This window comes from Pseudomonas shirazica, from assembly GCF_015168335.1.
GTDB lineage: Bacteria > Pseudomonadota > Gammaproteobacteria > Pseudomonadales > Pseudomonadaceae > Aquipseudomonas > Aquipseudomonas asiatica.
Window position 1 is genome coordinate 5,640,691 of the sequence record NZ_CP063456.1, and the last position, 17,942, is coordinate 5,658,632.

Genomic DNA, 17,942 nt, shown 5'->3' on the forward strand with positions numbered 1-17,942 from the left:
TGCAGTTTACGCCTGCTTGATTTCACGCATCGGCTTGCCCTTCACCGGTGCATCGCCCGCCACGTAGTACTTGGCAGTGCTGCGCGGCAGCGGCTTGCGGCCACGGATCTTGTCCGAGATTTTCTCGGCGATCATGATCGTGGTGGCGTTGAGGTTACCGGTGATGATCAGCGGCATGATCGACGCATCGACCACACGCAGGCCCTTCATGCCATGCACGCGGCCTTCGCCGTCGACCACCGCCATGTCGTCGGTGCCCATCTTGCACGAGCAGGACGGGTGGAAGGCGGTTTCGGCGTGCTCGCGGATGAACTTGTCCAGCTCTTCATCGGTCTGCACGTGCGCGCCGGGGCTGATCTCACGGCCACGGTACGGGTCCAGTGCCGGCTGGGCCATGATTTCACGGGTCAGGCGGATGCCGTCACGGAATTCCTGCCAGTCCTGCTCGGTGGACATGTAGTTGAACAGAATGCTCGGGTGTTGGCGCGGGTCCTTCGACTTGGCCTGGATGCGGCCGCGGGCAGGCGAGCGCATGGAACCCATGTGTGCCTGGAAGCCGTGTTCCTTCACGCCATTGGAGCCGTTGTAGTTAATGGCCACTGGCAGGAAGTGGTATTGAATGTTCGGCCATTTGAATTCAGGGCGGGTACGAATGAAACCACCGGCCTCGAACTGGTTGCTGGCGCCGATGCCGGTGCCGTTGAACATCCACTCGGCACCGATGGCCGGCTGGTTCCACCACAGCAACGACGGGTACAGCGACACCGGCTGGGTGCAGGCGTACTGCAGGTACAGCTCCAGGTGGTCCTGCAGGTTTTCGCCAACGCCTGGCAGATCGTGCACCACCGGGATGTCGAGGCTTTCCAGCAGGGCGCGCGGACCAACGCCGGAGCGCTGCAACAGCTGCGGCGAAGCGATGGCGCCGGAGCTGACGATGACTTCCTTGCGGGCACGGGCTTCAACGCGCTCTTCGCTGTCACCGACCAGGTAGGTCACGCCGATGGCGCGCTTGCCGTCGAACAGCACGCGGTCAGTCAGGGCGTGGGTGACGATGGTCAGGTTCGGGCGCTTCTTGGCCTGGTCCAGATAGCCACGGGCGGTGCTGGAGCGGCGGCCGTTCTTGGTCACCGTACGGTCCATCGGGCCGAAGCCTTCCTGCTGGTAGCCATTCAGGTCTTCGGTGCGCGGGTAACCGGCCTGCACGCCGGCTTCGACCATGGCGTGGAACAGCGGGTTGTTGCCGGCTTTCGGCGTGGTCACGCTGACCGGGCCTTCGCCACCGTGGTAGTCGTTCGGGCCGATGTCGCGGGTTTCGGCCTTGCGGAAGTACGGCAGGCAGTCCAGATAGGTCCAGTCTTCCAGGCCTGGCAGTTCTGCCCAGCCATCGAAGTCCAGGGCATTACCGCGGATGTAGCACATGCCGTTGATCAGCGACGAGCCACCCAGGCCTTTGCCGCGACCGCATTCCATGCGGCGGCCGTCCATGTACGGCTCCGGATCGGTCTCGTAGGCCCAGTTGTAGCGGCGGCCCTGCAGTGGGAAGGCCAGGGCTGCTGGCATCTGGGTGCGGAAGTCGAAGCGGTAGTCGGGGCCACCGGCTTCCAGCAGCAATACGGTGACGCCTGCGTCTTCGGTCAGGCGGGTCGCCAGGGTGTTACCGGCCGAACCGGCACCGACGATGATGTAATCGAATTCTTGGGACATGAAAGTACCCTCGTGTTGGCGGTGTTCAGGGAGCAGGAACGCCCGTGCGCTGAGGCACGGGCGTGGCTGGACAGGGCCTTAGAAGACCGAGTTGTAGCCGCCCAGCTCGACCTGGACCGACTTGATGCGGGTGTATTGAGCCAGCGAGCTGACGCCGTTCTCACGGCCGACGCCCGACTGCTTGTAGCCACCGACCGGCATTTCGGCCGGCGATTCGCCCCAGGCGTTGATCCAGCAGATACCGGCTTCCAGCTTGTGGATGATGCGGTGAGCGCGGGTGATGTCGTTGGTGCAGACACCGGCGGCCAGGCCGTACTCGGTGTCGTTGGCGCGACGGATGACTTCTTCTTCGGTTTCGTAGGTGAGGATGCTCATCACCGGGCCGAAGATCTCTTCCTTGACGATGGTCATGTCGTCGGTGCAGTCGGTGAACACGGTCGGGGCCACGAATGCACCCTTGGCGAAATCACCGGCGGTCAGACGCTCGCCACCGCACAGCACGCGTGCGCCTTCTTCCTTGCCCTTGGCGATGTAGCCAAGCACGCTTTCCATGTGCTGGAAGCTGACCAGCGGGCCGAAGTTGGTGTTTTCGTCTTCCGGGTTGCCAGCGCGGATGCGGGCAACGCGCTCGACGATCTTGGCCTCGAAGGCAGCTTTCATATCAGCCGGGATGAACACGCGGGTGCCGTTGGTGCAAACCTGGCCCGAGCTGTAGAAGTTGGCCATCATGGCGATGTCGGCGGCCTTGTCCAGGTCGGCGTCGGCGCAGATGATCAGTGGCGACTTGCCGCCCAGCTCCATGGTGACTTCCTTGAGCGACGAGCTCGAGGCGCTGGCCATAACCTTCTTGCCGGTGGTGGTGCCGCCGGTGAAGGAGACTTTTTCGATGCGTGGGTGTTCGGTCAGCCAGGTGCCGACTTCACGGCCGCTGCCGGTCAGGACGTTGAACACGCCGTTCGGCAAGCCGGCTTCGGTGTAGATCTCGGCCAGCTTCAGGGTGGTCAGCGAGGTGACTTCCGACGGCTTGAAGATCATCGCGTTGCCGGCGGCCAGGGCCGGGGCGGATTTCCACAGGGCGATCTGGATCGGGTAGTTCCAGGCACCGATACCGGCGGTCACGCCCAGCGGCTCGCGGCGGGTGTAGACGAAGGACGATTCACGCAGCGGGATCTGCTCGCCTTCGATGGCCGGAACCAGGCCAGCGTAATACTCCAGCACGTCGGCGCCGGTGACGATGTCGACGTAGCGGGTTTCCGAGTACGACTTGCCGGTGTCCAGAGTTTCCAGCATGGCCAGCTCGTCGTTGCGCTCGCGCAGGATCTCGACGGCGCGGCGCAGGATGCGCGAACGCTGCATGGCGGTCATCGCGGCCCAGACCTTCTGGCCTCGCTCGGCGCTTTCGACGGCCTTCTCGACGTCAGCCTCGGTGGCACGTTGCACGTGGGCGAGGACTTCGCCGGTAGCCGGGTTGATGGCTTCGAAGGTGGCATCGCTGCCAGCGTCGACGTAAGCGCCATCAATGTAGAGTTTTTGCGTTCCGAAACGGGCCATAGTGTCCTCGCAAGTGCAGTGTGTGGTTTGGCTTGCGCGTCACGCTCCTGCTGGGTTGGCAAGGGCCGTGCGCGGTTGTTCAGCGGCCTGGTCGTTTGTACCCAGGGTGTGCTGTTTAGCCAGTTGTAGATCCATGTATTCGTAAGCAATCCGTATCGCCTGGTCGGTGTCGAATGCATCACCCGACAGGGCGCCACGCAGCCACAAGCCGTCGATCAAAGCTGCCAGGCCGCGGGCTGCCTTGCGCGCATGGTAGAGCGGCAGCGCGCGGCGGAACTGGCAGCACAGGTTGGAATACAAGCGGTGGTCGTTGATCCGCTGCAACCTGTGCAAATCGGGCTGGTGCATGCTGGAAGCCCAGAAGGCCAACCAGGTTTTCATCGCCGGGCCGTTTACCTGGCTGGCATCGAAGTTGCCCTCGATGATCACTTTCAGGTGGGCGCGCGGGCTGTCGTCCGTCAGGGCCTGGCGACGTGCTCTAACACCTTCGTTGAGCATGTTCATGATGTAACCCATCGTCGCTGCTATCAGGCCGTTCTTGTCCCGAAAGTAGTGACTGATGATGCCGTTCGACACACCGGCCAAACGGGCAATCAGCGCAATGCTGGCGTCACCCAGTCCGACCTGATCGACCGCCTGCAACGTGGCTTCGATCAACTGCTGGCGGCGGATGGGTTGCATACCGACCTTGGGCATCTTGCGTTCTCCTCAGGCCTGCGAGCAGACGACGGGCGGCTGACTCGGCGAAGGCCAGTCTATTTTGTTTTGATTGAACGTTCAATCAATAAAGAATAAGCTCTGCGACAATTTGTGCCATTGACAGTTTTTAAGGCGGTCGAGAAGGCACGGATTGACACCCCAGGAAATCGCGTAACCCCCTGAATACAAGGCGTTGACGGGCATGAGCGATGCGAAATGCAGATTCTGCCGTGCGGTCATGGACCCTGCGGCGGGCCCTTGGAGCGGGCGGGGTGATCTGTGACCAATGCGCGCACCTCAGCTGAGGCGTGGCATTTGCAGCAGGCCACCTGTCTGTTTTTTGCAACGTATCGATTCGGGATCACGGTTTCCAAGGGTGCTTTTATAACACCTGATGCAGTGGGGATATTCCACCAATTGCTCGGGAAAGACTGATTAGCCTCCACAGCCGCACTGCCCGGAGCATTCGTGCAATGAGTTCTGCCTCACTTACCAACCCTCCGGCCGAGAGGGTACGGGTCAACCGCGTGGTGTTCTTCACCTCCGCGCTGATGATTCTCGTTTTGACTGCCTTGCTTATCGCTGTACCCGAAACCGCCGGCCAAGTGCTGGGCGTGGCCCAGAAATGGCTGACGCGCACCTTCGGCTGGTATTACATGCTGGTGATCGGCGGTTACCTGCTGTTCGTCATCTACCTGGCCTTCTCCGACTACGGCAAGCTCAAGCTTGGCGGCAAGGATGACCAGCCCGACTTCAGCTATGGCGCCTGGGCCGGCATGCTGTTCTCCTCCGGTATCGGCATTTCGCTGTTGTACTTCGGCGCCTCCGAGCCGCTGGACCACTACTTCAACCCACCGGAAGGCACTTCTGCCAGCCTCGACGCAGCGCGTCAGGGCCTGCAGCTGACCTTCCTGCACTGGGGTTTGCACGGCTGGGCGATCTACGCCCTGGTCGGCTTGGCCGTGGGTTACTTCGCCTACCGCCACAATCAGCCACTGGCCCTGCGCTCGGCGCTGTACCCGCTGGTCGGTGAGCGTTGGGTCAAGGGTGCTGCGGGCAATGCCGTGGACATCTTCGGCATGTTCGTAACCCTGCTGGGCCTGGTGACCAACCTGGGCATCGGCTCGATGCAGGTGGCCTCCGGGCTGGAATACCTGTTCGGCATGGATCACAGCAAGACCAACCTGCTGGTGGTGATCCTGGTCATGGCCGGCGTCGCCACCGTGGCGGCGGTCTCGGGTGTGGAAAACGGCATTCGCCGCCTGTCCAACCTCAACATCGTGCTGTTCAGCGGCTTGCTGATCTTCGTCCTGCTGGGCGGCGAAACCCTGCACTTGCTTAACGGCTTCGTGCAGAACATCGGTGACTACCTCAACGGCATCGTGCTGAAAACCTTCGACCTCTACGTATATGAAGGCGAAGCTGGCAAGTCCGAACGCTGGCTGGGCCTGTGGACCGTGTTCTACTGGGCCTGGTGGATTTCCTGGGGCCCGTTCGTCGGCATGTTCATTGCCCGTATCTCCAAGGGTCGCACCGTGCGCCAGCTGGTCAGCGGCGTGTTGCTGATCCCGCTGGGCTTCACCCTGGCCTGGCTGTCGATCTTCGGCAACACCGCGCTGGACCTGGTGATCAACCAAGGCGCCGTGGAACTGGGCAAGACCGCCCTTGAACAGCCGTCGATGTCGATCTACCAGCTGCTGGAATACTTCCCGGCGGCCAAGATCGTGATCGGTGTAGCGGTGTTCGTCGGCTTCGTGCTGTTCCTCACCCCGGCCGACTCCGGCGCGGTGATGATGGCCAACCTGTCGTGCAAAGGTGGCAAGGTCGACGAAGACGCCCCGCACTGGATGGTGGTGTTCTGGTCGGTGGTCATCACCCTGGTCACCATCGGCCTACTGTTCGCCGGTAACTTCGAAGCCATGCAGACCATGGTGGTGCTGGCGGGTCTGCCGTTCTCGGTGGTGCTGGTGCTGTTCATGTTCGGCCTGTACAAGGCCATGAAGCAGGACGTGGCGGTGGAGCAGGAGCGTGCCGAGCTGGCCGCACGTGGCCGTCGTGGCTTCAGCGAGCGCCTGACCCAGCTGGAGCTGCAGCCGACCCAGGCCGTTGTACAGCGCTTCATGGACAAGCAGGTCAGCCCGGCGCTGAAAGAAGCTGCCGCGCAGTTGCAGACCCTGGGCTTCGAGGTGGAAACCCGGGTTGGCCAGTCGCGCAACATGATGGGCCTGCGGGTGATGATGGAAGAGGGCAACCCGTTCGTCTATGAAGTGAGCCTGGATGGCTACCTGGCCGCGCCGAGCGAAGCGCCGGTGGAAGGTGAGCCGGAGGTGCGCCAGCGCTTCTACCGCGCCGAGGTATACCTGCACGATGGCAGCCAGGAGTACGACCTGATGGGCTTTGCGCCGGAGCAGATCGTGCGTGATGTGCTGGACCAGTTCGAAAGCCACCGCCAGTTGCTGGGGCGTGTGTACAGCTGATTCTTGAGCGGTGAGGAGGCCCTGCAGGACGCAGGGCCTTTTTCATGGGCAAGCAATAATTAGCCCGGGTAACGGACAAGTTTGCTTCAGCCTGCCGGTTTTCTTCCGGAGGCATGCTTCATGAAACGTTCCGTTATTCCCACATTCGATTTTCAGTACGCTGCAGCCAGTCAGTTCAGTGGTCGGCCAACATTGCGGCAGGTGACCAGCGAGCAGCTGTGGACCGTGCTGCAGGAGAAGCTGTCCTGGCTTGCCTTTGTGAAGCCGGCGCTGTCCAACGCCGACCCTCTCATGCTGGATAGTCCCGACCCCAGCACGCCTTACTGGACCACGCAACCGCTGGTCGACCGTGTGCTCCAGGCATTGCTCGAAGCACAGCCGCTGGACATCGAGCCTGTCGGTGAGCGGCATCACAATCTTGCATTGACCTCCTCATACCGTTTTCCTGGCTCGGACAGCGCGTTCGACACCCGTCAACTGAGCGGCCTGTCCGATGCACTCGACGAACTGGTGCAACGGTTGCCACGGCTGTTCTGCGAGGCACAGCTCAAGTACTGGAGTGACAAGGGCAGTGCGGGAGTGAGCCGTGACCAGTGGCTGCAATTACTGCTCAAGACTACGCTTTTGCGCGGCCTGCCACTGCAAGGGCTGGATGTTCAGGAGCAGGCCTGCATCCGCGGGTTGATCCGCGGTGGCGCTGCCCAGCCCTCGGTCTATTTCGTCAAAGCCAGCCTGACTTGTGGGTCGATTCAATACGACCAGATGCTCAGTCACCTGCTGGTCACTGCCGATTACGATGAGCGGCAAGTGGTGCTCTGGTGCGCCCCGTCCGGTATCACGCGCAGCTTCGCCTCGTTGATCGATTTCGGTAACGCGCTGCGCAACGAACTGGCGCGGCACTACAGCTTCCAAAGCCTGTCGTGGACGCGTCAGCCGGTCGAGGGCAACGTCTTTGCCCAACAGGTTTCGCTGTTGCTTGAGTCCATGTTCCTGGCTTTCGACCAGATGCGCTTCAGTGGCTTGGCGGATGTGGCTTCGCTGGAGCAACGTTTTGCCGAGCTGAGCGACCCGGCGGCCTGGTTCGTGCGCTACGAAGACGACACGCCAGCCACCGTAGCCCCGCCGGGGCTCAGGGCCAGCGCCCCGCAGGACAGCTTTGCCTGTCGCGCCGCGTTGTTGCAACTCTCCCTCGACCAACTGGATGCCGGAGGTGTTTCGGTGCTGGACGGCATCCAGTCATTGACGGCGTATACCGCGCAGCAACTGACCGAGCAGATAAAAAGCGAGCACGGGGACGAAATTTCTCCAGATCAGGTGCTTCTTGACCTGTACATCGCCCGGGGTGTGCCTGGTGGCGCTGCGACTGGAGCCGGCGGTGGCGAGCCACTGGCGTTCGTGGGCACCAAGTCGCTTACCGAATTCGCCATTGGTAACCTTGCTTCGCTCAAGGGCGCGTACATCAAGCAGGTCCGCCATCAGAAGAGCATCAAGCTTCCGAAGTGGCTGAATGCCGATGCAGCGAAGCGATTGGTCACCCAGGTAGACATTGGTGGCCGCTACCCGGCCTATGTTGCCGGACAGTTGGATGATCAGGCCATGCGTGCCGAGCGCGTCGAGCTTTTGGGCAGGGAGTGGCGAAGCGCGTTTCTTTCCAGCGCCATTTCGGCCAGGCTCGACGCTAAAGTCTCCGAGGTGGGTTTACAGTGCGTGGTCGATTTTTGCGCAGGTCATCAGGACCCCTTGGTTCCGCGCATGTCACTGATCCCCTTGGCTTTCAGGCGCAGCCGCCATTCGCGCAAGAAAGACACTGTGCGCGGCATGTACTTGCTGTTCTGCGCCGAGCCGGCAAAGGTTCTGGTGTACCGCCCGCTATATCGACAGGACACGGTTCGCGAGTACGCAAGCCTTGAGGCCTTGCTTGCACATATTCGTGAGTCGGCTCTCTTCCAAGAGAGCATTCTTGACTGGATCGACCCGACCGCGCGCGACGTATATGCAGAGGGTGGTTTCAGCGAGCCGCACATTGTGAGTATTGGTATCGACCCTTATACGCTCCCGGCCAAGCCGGAGCCGGCGATGCTCGACCTGAAGCTGTGGCGCAACAAGGTTGACGAGAAAATCTACCAGGCCAATCGAGATCTGCTGGTCGAGCTGGCAGGGCTGGAATCGGTATCTGACGCCGAGAGCCGCTGGCAGCTCCTGTGCGAAGGCGCCTGGCTGTTGTTCGATGTGGTGACTCAGGCGATACGCGGTCCGGTCGCGTCTGTGGCCTGGTTGGTACAGTTTCTGGCTTCGCTGCAAAACGACTTGACCGCGTTGGAGCAGGGTGGTGAGTTCGATCGGTCTGCTGCAGTGGCCGACTTGTTGCTCAACCTCGGGATGACGCTGCTGCATGCCCATCAACCGAAGCAGGAGACAGTGCCCACAAGGCGGCTGCCTGATGTTTCACTGTTCGAAGGACCTGACCGGCAAAACGGCGCGTTTGCCGAACTAGCTATCGAGGCGCGTGAAGAACCGGAAGGCACGCTGGGCGAACTGGGCAGCCAGGTGCTGGACTTTTCCTGGCGCGGCCAGCATGGGTTCAACTGGCTGCCCGCGCAACAGCGGCAAAGGTTGCAAGCCATGCGCTCCAGCGTCTCTGTCAATGGGTTGAAGCCTTTGACAGCGGGCGATGGTGAAGGCCTGTACCAGATCGATAAGAACTACTACGCGGCCATGGCTGGTGACCTCTATAGCGTGGAGTTGCTGGCTGAGGGAGTTCGGGTAGTCGATGCGACTGGCGGTTACGGGCCCTGGTTGGCATTTGTCGACGGGGCTTGGCGGGTGGATACGAAATTGCGCCTTGCAGGAGGGGCTCCCAGCCCCAGAACTTCGGTATCGGTCCGATTCAAGAAACTTTACGACCGCGTCGTCCAGTTGGATGCGGAAATCCCGAAGTTGAAGTCGACGGTTCAGGCAGCGAGTCAGCAGATGATGGCTTTGCACCAGAGCCTCGTCAAAATGGACGCGTTGAAGGCAAAGGCGCAGGAGGATGTGAATTCGGCCCCGGCAGGTACCGATACGACAGCTCTCCGGTCACTGACCGCGCAGTATGAACAACGAGCGATGGATGCGCGGGAAAGTATCGCCCAGCAGCGTGAGCAAATCGTTTCGCTGCTTGAAGAGGCCATTGGCAAGGAAGACGAACAGCTAAAGCTGTTGATCACGATGGCGGAACCCAAATATGCCGGGCAACGCCAAAAAGATGGGTTGGATAAGCCTGTTGCCAAGCATGAAGAGAATGCTCGCACAGAGCTGATTCGCGATTGTGTCTTCGTTTACAACGAGCTCTGGAGCCTTACGGACTATCCGCAACTTGCCGCGCTGCAACGGGCTATTGATGGTAAGCCATTGGCTGAAGTCGGCGAACAATATGCTGCGTTTCGTATCAAGCTGGAGCAGGTGGTGGAGTATCAGGACCGCATGCTCGCCATACGAGTGCACCTGGACAATTTGCTGGCCGAGTCGCCGGTTGAGCTTGTCATACCTTCCAACCCCCCTGGTGACCATCGCACAGTGGGGCATCTGATCGACGAAAGACCGTTTTCGACCGTGCAGATGCGCTTCCATCAGGTGCAGAACCTGGCAGACCTGGCCTTGCACCTCAATGCTCCCGGCGGCCTCCAGACAGTCGCCCGCTACCGTGACGAACTGGTCAGCACGGCCTTGCGCAATGCCGCAGAGACTCATGGGGAGCTTGACTTCGCCAATCTGACGGCAGACGACCGCATCGTGATCCTGCAAGAGGCATGGGATGAGTACTCTGCCGCATTACTCAACAGTGCCCGCATTCTCCGTGAAGGTGGCGAACTGATCGAACCCGTGATGCTCGAGCGGTATCGCAACCATGTAAAGCAACTGAAGGAAGATGCAGGACAGCGGCTGGTTGCCGCGATCTCGGAGCAGGAGGGTGGAACGGTCGCGCAAAAGCGCAGGCCCTACAAGGTGTCTACCGAAGAGCAGCGAGTGGTGCGCAACCTTGCTGGGCAGTTGATGATCGGGGTGGAAAGGACGATAGACGAAAGCCAGATCGTTGAAGTGCGGGAGACGTTCAGTGAAGAAGTACTGGCAACCTTCGACCTGGTGGATGGGGAATGGCGACAGCGTGAAAGCAAGCGCCCTTCATTGTCGGACGAAGCCGCTCCAACTGACCTGCCCATGTGGGTACAGGCGCTTCTGGACGAGAGCGATGCAGTCAGGGAGCAGGCCAAGGACTATGTCAAGCACGACATCAAAGGGGCGTTGCTCAAGCAGTTGTTCGATCAGCATCTGGAAAAGCTGAATCAGGCACTCAGTGTGGTGCGTGATGCCGGAGGAAACGACAAGCTGATCAGGACGCTGGAAGTGGATCTGGACAAGTTGGAGGCGGATAAAACATTTCAGATGACCACGCTCTATACCGACACCAAGTATCCGTCGGCCGAAGGTTTGCAGTATCTCCACGGAAAGCGCCTGATACAGGTCGAATATGTGGAGCGGCGCACCATGCAGGATGGCAGCGCTTTTGACGAATACCGGATCCGGCGTCTACCGAGCAAGCTGAGCCTCTGGGCTGCACACTTCCATTTACCCTCGCTGGACGCTAACGCTGATAATTTCACGGTGGGTCACCTCAAGACTTGGAAGCAGCGCAGTTTGAGTAGCCAGGCCGCTGCAGCCGCGGGCCAGCGGGTGCACAGGGGAAGACTTACGCTGGCCGAGGCCCGAGGAATCATTCCTTTCCGTTGAGCCGGCCAACGGGGGCAGTGGGGTGGTGCCTGATATGTGCAGGCATCGTCTGATTGCCCCGCTCGGCAATCATCTGTTCCAGGCCGATCAGCTCTACGCCCTGGCGCTTCAGCCGGGGCAGTTCGCGTTCGAGCACTTCGAGGGTTTGCGGATAAGGGTGGCCGATCAGCACGGCTGAGCCTTGTTTGCGAGCCAGTTCGACCCCGTGCTGCAATTCGCTGCCGATGGCCTCGACCGTACGTACGTTGTCCAGAAATACATCGCGGGATACCTGTGCCAGGCCCTGGGCCTGAGCCTGGAATGCGGCTACCGTGGCAGCGCTGGTGCGGCTGTCGACAAAGAACAGGTGCCTGCGTTGCAGGTCAGCCATCAGCATCGCCATTGCTTCGGGTTCGGCGGTCATGCGGCTGCCCATGTGGTTGTTGATGCCGACTGCGCCCGGCACCTGCGCCAGGGCGGCGTCCAGGCGCCGGGCCAGCTCCGGCAGAGGCGTGCCGGGGTGCCAGGCGTAAGGGCCGGTGGCCGGGTCCATGGGCATGTGCAGGATCACCGTCTTGCCAGCCTTGTGCGCCTGGCGGGCAAAGTCGGTGGCATGCGGGGTGTCGGGCATGATCGCCATGGTCACCGGACCTGGCAGGGCCAAGGTGCGGCTGTCGCGCTCGCTGCTCTGGCCGAGGTCGTCGATGATGATGCTCATGTAGGCCTTGCCGGCCGGCGCCGCTTGCGCGACCCCTGCCATCAGGCAGAACAGCAGACACAGCAGATAACGCATGGAGTGGATCAGTCGCCCTTGGTGATGTTCAGGCCTTTGAGCAGGCTCAGAGCCTGGCTCAGCTGGAAGTCGTCATCCTGCGGGCGCTCCTTGCGCTTGCCGCTGCCGGTCGGGCGGTCGGCACCGCCGTTGCCGTTGCCCAGGTGGCCCTGCAGGTCGGCTTCCTTGAAGTTGTCGGTGTCGGCTTCGGCGGTGAGCTTGGCCGGGCGCACTTCGATGTCGGGGACGATGCCCTGGGCCTGGATCGAGCGGCCGTTGGGGGTGAAGTACAGCGCGGTGGTGAGCTTCAGGGCACGGTCGTTGGCCAGTGGCAGCACGGTCTGCACCGAGCCTTTGCCGAAGCTGTCGGTGCCCATCAGCACGGCGCGTTTCTGGTCTTGCAGGGCGCCGGCGACAATTTCCGAGGCCGAGGCACTGCCGCCGTTGATCAGCACCACCAGTGGCACGCCGTCGCTGGCGTCGGCCGGGTCGGCCGAGAAGCGCAGCTCGGAGTTGGCGATGCGGCCCTTGGTGTAGACGATCAGGCCCTTGGTCAGGAAGTGGTCGGCCACTTCCACCGCCGACTGCAGCACGCCGCCCGGGTTGTTGCGCAGGTCCAGCACCACGCCGCGCAGCTTCTTGCCGTTGTCCTTGCGCAGTTTGGCCAGGGCCTTGCCTACTTCGTCGCCGGTCTTGACCTGGAACTGGGTAATGCGGATGTAGCCGTAGTCGTTCTCCAGCAGCTGGCTCTTCACGCTCTTGACCTGGATGACCGCGCGGGCCAGGGTCACGTCGAAGGGGGTGCCGCCGTCACGCACCAAGGTCAGGGTGATTTTCTCGCCCACCTTGCCACGCATCTTGTCGACCGCTTCGGTCATGGTCTGGCCACGGGTCGGGGCGCCGTTGATCTTGACGATCAGGTCGCCGGCCTGCACGCCGGCACGCGATGCCGGGGTGTCGTCGATCGGCGAGACCACCTTGATGAAGCCGTCTTCCTGGCCTACTTCGATGCCCAGCCCGCCGAACTCGCCGCTGGTGCTTTCCTGCAGCTCCTGGAAGTCCTCTGGGCCGAGGTAGGCCGAGTGCGGGTCGAGGTTGCTGAGCATGCCCTTGATGGCATTTTCCAGCAGGGTCTTGTCATCCACCGGCTCCACATAGGCCGCCTTGATGCGGTCCATGACCTCGGCGAAGGTGCGCAGCTCTTCAAGCGGCAGTGGCGCCTTGGCGGTCACCTCGGTGGCCGGTACTGCGGCCGGCTTGGCCGGCTCCGCGGCAGTGGCCAGGGGCGCGCCGACCGCCAGGGCGATGGACAGGGCCAGCTGGGTGAGACGAGGCGAGTGCAGCATGTCGAACGAACTCCTGATCCTGTAAGCGCTCCCTGGGGAGCATCGGCGCAGCCCGTGGGCTACCCCGTAGAAATTTGACTAGCCCCGGCACCACTGCGAAGGGTCGGTAGGCCGGCCCTGCTGGCGGATGGCGAAGTACAAGCCGGCAGCGTCCTGGCCGCCGCTGTCGCCAACGGTGGAAATGGCCTCGCCGGCCTTGACGATATCACCGGCGCTCTTGAGCAGGCTCTGGTTATGGCCGTACAGGCTCAGGTAACCGTTGCCATGGTCGAGAATGACCAGAAGCCCGGCACCGCGCAACCAGTCGGCGAACACCACGCGCCCGCCGTGCACGGCACGTACCTGAGTGCCCGGGTTGGCGCTGATCATCACCCCGTCCCACTTGGCACGGGCATCGCTGCCGCGGGCATCACCGAAACGTGCCAGCAATCGACCATTGACTGGCCAGGGAAGTTTTCCCCGTGCGGCAGAAAATGCGCCGCCGTAGTTCGCGCCGTCGCTGGAAACCAGCGGGCCCAGGGTGGTGCGGGCCTTTTTCGGTGGCTCCACCGGTTCGCGGGCCTGTTCGCGAGCGGCAGCGGCAGCGAGGGCTTCCTGCTGGCGGCGCTTTTCCGCTTCCTGCTGGGCCAGCAAGGCCTTCTTGCGCGCTTCTTCGGCCTCGCGGGCCTGGCGGGCGAGGGTTTCCTCGATGGTCTTGAGTACCTTGGACAGGTCGGCCTGATCCTGCTCGCGCGATTGCAGCTTCTGGTCGCGGTCCTTCATGTCGCTGTTGAGCTTGGCCAGCACCTGCTGGCGCTTGCCACGCTCGGTTTCCAGGGCCTGGCGGCGGCTGTCGAGGTCGGCGCGCTGGGCCAGCAGCTGTTGCTGCTGGGTAGCGATTTCCTGTTCGACGTTGGCCAGCTGGCGCAGGGTCTCGTTGAAGGTGCGCAGTTGCTCCAGGCGCGCCTTGCTCAGGTAGTCGTAGTAGGTGAGGGTGCGGGCAAACTTCTCGGGGTTCTGCTGGTTGAGCAGCAGCTTGAGGTATTCCTCGCGGCCGTTCTGGTAGGCCGAACGGGCCTGGATGGCGATCAGTCGCTGTTGTTCAACGCGGGCGCTCTGGAGTTTTTTTTTCTCGGTATCAAGGCGCTCCAGCTCGCCCTCGGTCTTTTTTAGTTCTTGCTGCAGGGCCTCCACCTGCTTTTCGAGGTTGCCGATATCGGTCTCGGTGGCTTTGAGGTCCTTTTGCACACCGGCCTTTTCTTCCTGGAGCTTGCCCAGCGTCTTCTTGAGCTCGGCAATGTCCTGGCGGGTGGCGTCCAGTTGCTGCTGGGTCTGCGCACGCTCATCGGCAAAGGCCGGGCTGAGCAGGCAAGACAGGGCTAGGAGGATCAGGGCGCGAAGCATGGGGTTTGGCGTACCAAGGATGGAGACTGGCCTAGTATGCCCGCGCGGGCGGGCAAAAAAAACGCCTCGCTGCGGGTGCAGAGGGGCGTTTGTCTGGAATTCATGTGTTATTGGGGCTGCTGTGCAGCCCATTCGCAGCACAAGGCTGCTCCTACAGGCATTGCATGAGCCCTTTGTAGGAGCAGCCTTGTGCTGCGAATGGGCCGCAAAGCGGCTCCCTTTGGCACCGAATCAGGCATCGACCAGAATCGAGGTACCAGTCATTTCCACCGGCTTTTCCAGCCCCAGCAGCTTCAGCATGGTCGGCGCCACATCGGCCAGCACGCCGCCGTCACGCACCTTGACGTTGCGCTTGCCCACATAGATGAACGGTACCGGCTCGGTGGTATGCGCGGTGTGCGCCTGGCCGGTGCACTCGTCTTCCATTTGCTCGACGTTGCCATGGTCGGCGGTGATCAGCGCTTCGCCGCCGACCTTGTCCAGTGCTTCGACGATACGCCCGACGCAGCCATCCAAGGCCTCGACGGCCTTCACCGCAGCCTCGAACACGCCGGTATGGCCGACCATGTCGCCGTTGGCGTAGTTGACCACGATCACGTCATAACGCTGTTGCTCGATAGCCTCGACGATGCGGTCGGTAACTTCCGGTGCGCTCATTTCCGGCTGCAGGTCGTAGGTGGCGACCTTCGGCGACGGGATCAGAATGCGCTCTTCGCCTTCGAAAGGCTCTTCACGGCCGCCGGAGAAGAAGAAGGTGACATGGGCATACTTCTCGGTCTCGGCGATGCGCAGCTGGGTCTTGCCGTTTTTCGCCAGGTACTCGCCCAGCACGTTGTTCAGGCTGGCCGGGGCGAAGGCGGCGGGGGCCGGGATTTTTGCCGAGTACTGGGTCAGGCCGATGTAGGCGGCCAGTTTTGGCAGGCGGGCACGCGGAAATTCGTTGAAGTCGGCTTCGACGAACACGCGCGACAGTTCGCGGGCGCGGTCGGCGCGGAAGTTCATGAAGATCACCGCGTCGCCGTCTTCGACCTTGACTGCTTCACCAATGCGCGTGGCCTTGACGAACTCGTCGCTCTCGTCGCGGGCGTAGGCCGCTTCCAGGCCGGCCAAGGCGGTGTCGGCGGTGTATTCGGCAGCGCTGTCGACGATCAGGTTGTAGGCGGCGCTGACACGGTCCCAGCGGTTGTCACGGTCCATGGCGTAGTAGCGGCCGATCAGGCTGGCGATGCGGCCCTTGCCCAGCTTGGCGAAGGTGGCGTCGAGCAGTTCGATGGACGACTGCGCGCTGCGTGGTGGCGTGTCGCGGCCATCGAGGAAGGCGTGCAGGTAGATCTTCTGCGCGCCGCGCTGCGCGGCCAGTTCGGCCATGGCTACCAGGTGGTCCTGGTGGCTGTGTACGCCGCCATCGGACAGCAGGCCGAGAATGTGCACAGCCTTGCCGGCACTGGCTGCCTTGTCCACGGCGCCGGTCAGTACCGGGTTCTCGAAGAACTCGCCGTCGCGGATGGCTTTGGTCACCCGGGTGAAATCCTGATACACCACGCGGCCGGCACCGAGGTTCATGTGACCGACTTCGGAGTTGCCCATCTGCCCGTCCGGCAGGCCGACATCCATGCCTGAGCCGGAAATGAGGCCATGCGGCTGGCTGGCGCGCAGGCGGTCATAGACCGGTGTGTTGGCGGCATAGATGGCGTTGTATTCGGGGCTTTCGCTGTGGCCGAAGCCATCCAGGATGATCAGGACCAGGGGTTTGGGCGTACTCGTCATCAATCAAACTCACGGTTGTTCAAAGATGATAAAGACACGCATTTTAGGGCAAATGCGCCACCGGCGGCGAATATTCGTCCTGTTCCCTGACCAGCGTGGCCAATGTGGCAACATGAAGGTACCTTTCCGGCCGGCCCGTCGGGCTTTGGTGGCAATAAGGGCCTGTGTATACTGGCCGGCATTTTCAATCGCGTGGAACACCCCAGATGGTTGCTAACCTGATTCAATTTGCGACAAACCACTACATCCTGGTGGCGATCTTCGTTGTTTTGCTGGTCGCGCTGCTGGTCAACGAAATCCGTCGCGGCGGCCAGAGCCTGAGCAACGGCCAGCTGACTGCCCTGGTCAATGCCGAGAAAGCCCTGGTCATCGACATTCGCCCGACCAAGGAATACTCCGCCGGTCACATCGTCGGTGCGGTGAACATCCCGCAGGACAAGCTGGTCAACCGCATGAGCGAGCTGGACAAGCACAAAGAGAAGACCCTGATCGTCGTCGACTCGATGGGCCAGCAGTCCGGCACCATCTGCCGCGAGCTGCTCAAGGCTGGTTACAACGCCGCCAAACTGAGCGGTGGCGTTTCCAGCTGGAAAGCCGATAACCTGCCCCTGGTGAAGTGATATGAAGCCCGTCATCGTCTATTCCAGCGACTACTGCCCCTACTGCATGCGCGCCAAGTACCTGCTCGAGAGCAAGGGCGTGGCCTTCGAGGAAATCAAGGTCGACGGCAAGCCACAGGTTCGTGCCGAGATGAGCCAGAAGGCCGGCCGTACATCTGTGCCGCAGATCTGGATCGGCAGCACCCACGTCGGTGGATGCGATGACCTTTATGCCCTGGAGCGCGCCGGCAAGCTCGACGCGCTGCTGGCGGCCTGATTTGCACTGCATTCAAAAACATTAGGATAAGGATCTGCCATGACTGACCAACAGACCAACGGCGCTGCTGCAGAAGACAACAGCCCTCAGTTCTCCATGCAGCGCATCTATGTGCGCGACCTGTCGTTCGAAGCCCCGAAAAGCCCGCAGATCTTCCGCCAGACCTGGGAGCCGAGCGTTGCCCTGGACCTGAACACCAAGCAGAAAGCCCTGGAAGGCGACTTCCACGAGGTGGTGCTGACCCTGTCGGTTACCGTCAAGAACGGTGACGAAGTGGCCTTCATCGCTGAAGTGCAGCAGGCCGGTATCTTCCTGATCAAGAATCTGGACGCGGCTTCGATGAGCCACACCCTGGGTGCGTTCTGCCCGAACATCCTGTTCCCGTACGCCCGCGAGACCCTGGACAGCCTGGTGACCCGCGGTTCGTTCCCGGCCCTGATGCTGTCGCCGGTCAACTTCGACGCCCTGTACGCGCAAGAAATGCAGCGCATGCAGGAAGCCGGCGAAGCGCCGACAGTGCAGTAATAGCTGCGTTTGAAAAAGGGCGACTTCGGTCGCCTTTTTTGTTGGCCTGTTCCGGCCCTATCGCCGGCAAGCCAGCTCCCACAGGTACTGCACAGG

12 protein-coding genes are annotated in these 17,942 nt (G+C 61.9%); 5 read left to right on the forward strand and 7 right to left on the reverse strand.

The features are described 5' to 3' along the window. Nucleotides 1–6: 6 nt before the first annotated feature. The 3 genes from betA to betI form a co-directional block, all read right to left on the reverse strand. Nucleotides 7–1,704, reverse strand: a complete 1,698-nt coding sequence (gene betA, locus IMX18_RS26010) for a choline dehydrogenase (protein ID WP_015272125.1) — start codon at nucleotides 1,702–1,704, stop codon at nucleotides 7–9. A gap of 78 nt (nucleotides 1,705–1,782) precedes the next feature. Then, nucleotides 1,783–3,255: a betaine-aldehyde dehydrogenase gene (gene betB, locus IMX18_RS26015; RefSeq protein WP_015272124.1), complete on the reverse strand. Its 1,473-nt coding sequence runs from the start codon at nucleotides 3,253–3,255 to the stop codon at nucleotides 1,783–1,785. 39 nt (nucleotides 3,256–3,294) lie between these two features. After that, on the reverse strand, nucleotides 3,295–3,951 hold the full coding sequence (gene betI / locus IMX18_RS26020) for a transcriptional regulator BetI (protein WP_003259891.1): 657 nt from the start codon (nucleotides 3,949–3,951) through the stop codon (nucleotides 3,295–3,297). 533 nt (nucleotides 3,952–4,484) lie between these two features. On the opposite strand from betI, the gene IMX18_RS26025 reads away from it, so the two are divergent. Further along, nucleotides 4,485–6,431 (forward strand): BCCT family transporter, encoded by a 1,947-nt coding sequence (locus IMX18_RS26025; RefSeq protein WP_223998156.1) that lies wholly within the window; start codon nucleotides 4,485–4,487, stop codon nucleotides 6,429–6,431. Between the two features lie 120 nt (nucleotides 6,432–6,551). Beyond that, nucleotides 6,552–11,198, forward strand: coding sequence for a dermonecrotic toxin domain-containing protein (locus IMX18_RS26030; protein WP_217189986.1), 4,647 nt, complete (start codon nucleotides 6,552–6,554; stop codon nucleotides 11,196–11,198). On the opposite strand, the gene IMX18_RS26035 is transcribed toward IMX18_RS26030, so the two are convergent. From IMX18_RS26035 to gpmI, 4 genes are all read right to left on the reverse strand, one after another. Next, nucleotides 11,182–11,970 carry a divergent polysaccharide deacetylase family protein gene (locus IMX18_RS26035; RefSeq protein WP_100412789.1) on the reverse strand — a complete coding sequence of 263 codons (789 nt, stop codon included), beginning with the start codon at nucleotides 11,968–11,970 and terminating at the stop codon, nucleotides 11,182–11,184. The genes IMX18_RS26030 and IMX18_RS26035 overlap by 17 nt on opposite strands. Nucleotides 11,971–11,978: 8 nt before the next feature. Beyond that, nucleotides 11,979–13,295 (reverse strand): S41 family peptidase, encoded by a 1,317-nt coding sequence (locus tag IMX18_RS26040; RefSeq protein WP_015272120.1) that lies wholly within the window; start codon nucleotides 13,293–13,295, stop codon nucleotides 11,979–11,981. A gap of 78 nt (nucleotides 13,296–13,373) precedes the next feature. Beyond that, nucleotides 13,374–14,678, reverse strand: a complete 1,305-nt coding sequence (locus tag IMX18_RS26045) for a murein hydrolase activator EnvC family protein (RefSeq protein ID WP_015272119.1) — start codon at nucleotides 14,676–14,678, stop codon at nucleotides 13,374–13,376. 231 nt (nucleotides 14,679–14,909) lie between these two features. Then, nucleotides 14,910–16,445 (reverse strand): 2,3-bisphosphoglycerate-independent phosphoglycerate mutase, encoded by a 1,536-nt coding sequence (gene gpmI, locus IMX18_RS26050; RefSeq protein WP_054572194.1) that lies wholly within the window; start codon nucleotides 16,443–16,445, stop codon nucleotides 14,910–14,912. A gap of 206 nt (nucleotides 16,446–16,651) precedes the next feature. Between gpmI and IMX18_RS26055 the strand changes: the two genes are divergently transcribed. The 3 genes from IMX18_RS26055 to secB are packed head-to-tail and all read left to right on the forward strand — an operon-like array spanning nucleotide 16,652 to nucleotide 17,846. Next, nucleotides 16,652–17,065 carry a rhodanese-like domain-containing protein gene (locus tag IMX18_RS26055; RefSeq protein ID WP_003259887.1) on the forward strand — a complete coding sequence of 138 codons (414 nt, stop codon included), beginning with the start codon at nucleotides 16,652–16,654 and terminating at the stop codon, nucleotides 17,063–17,065. A 1-nt stretch (nucleotide 17,066) separates the two neighbouring features. Next, nucleotides 17,067–17,321 carry a glutaredoxin 3 gene (gene grxC / locus IMX18_RS26060; RefSeq protein WP_003249204.1) on the forward strand — a complete coding sequence of 85 codons (255 nt, stop codon included), beginning with the start codon at nucleotides 17,067–17,069 and terminating at the stop codon, nucleotides 17,319–17,321. Between the two features lie 39 nt (nucleotides 17,322–17,360). Beyond that, the gene (gene secB / locus IMX18_RS26065) at nucleotides 17,361–17,846 is read left to right on the forward strand and encodes a protein-export chaperone SecB (protein ID WP_013974581.1); all 486 of its coding nucleotides are present in this window, start codon (nucleotides 17,361–17,363) and stop codon (nucleotides 17,844–17,846) included. Nucleotides 17,847–17,942: the final 96 nt, after the last annotated feature.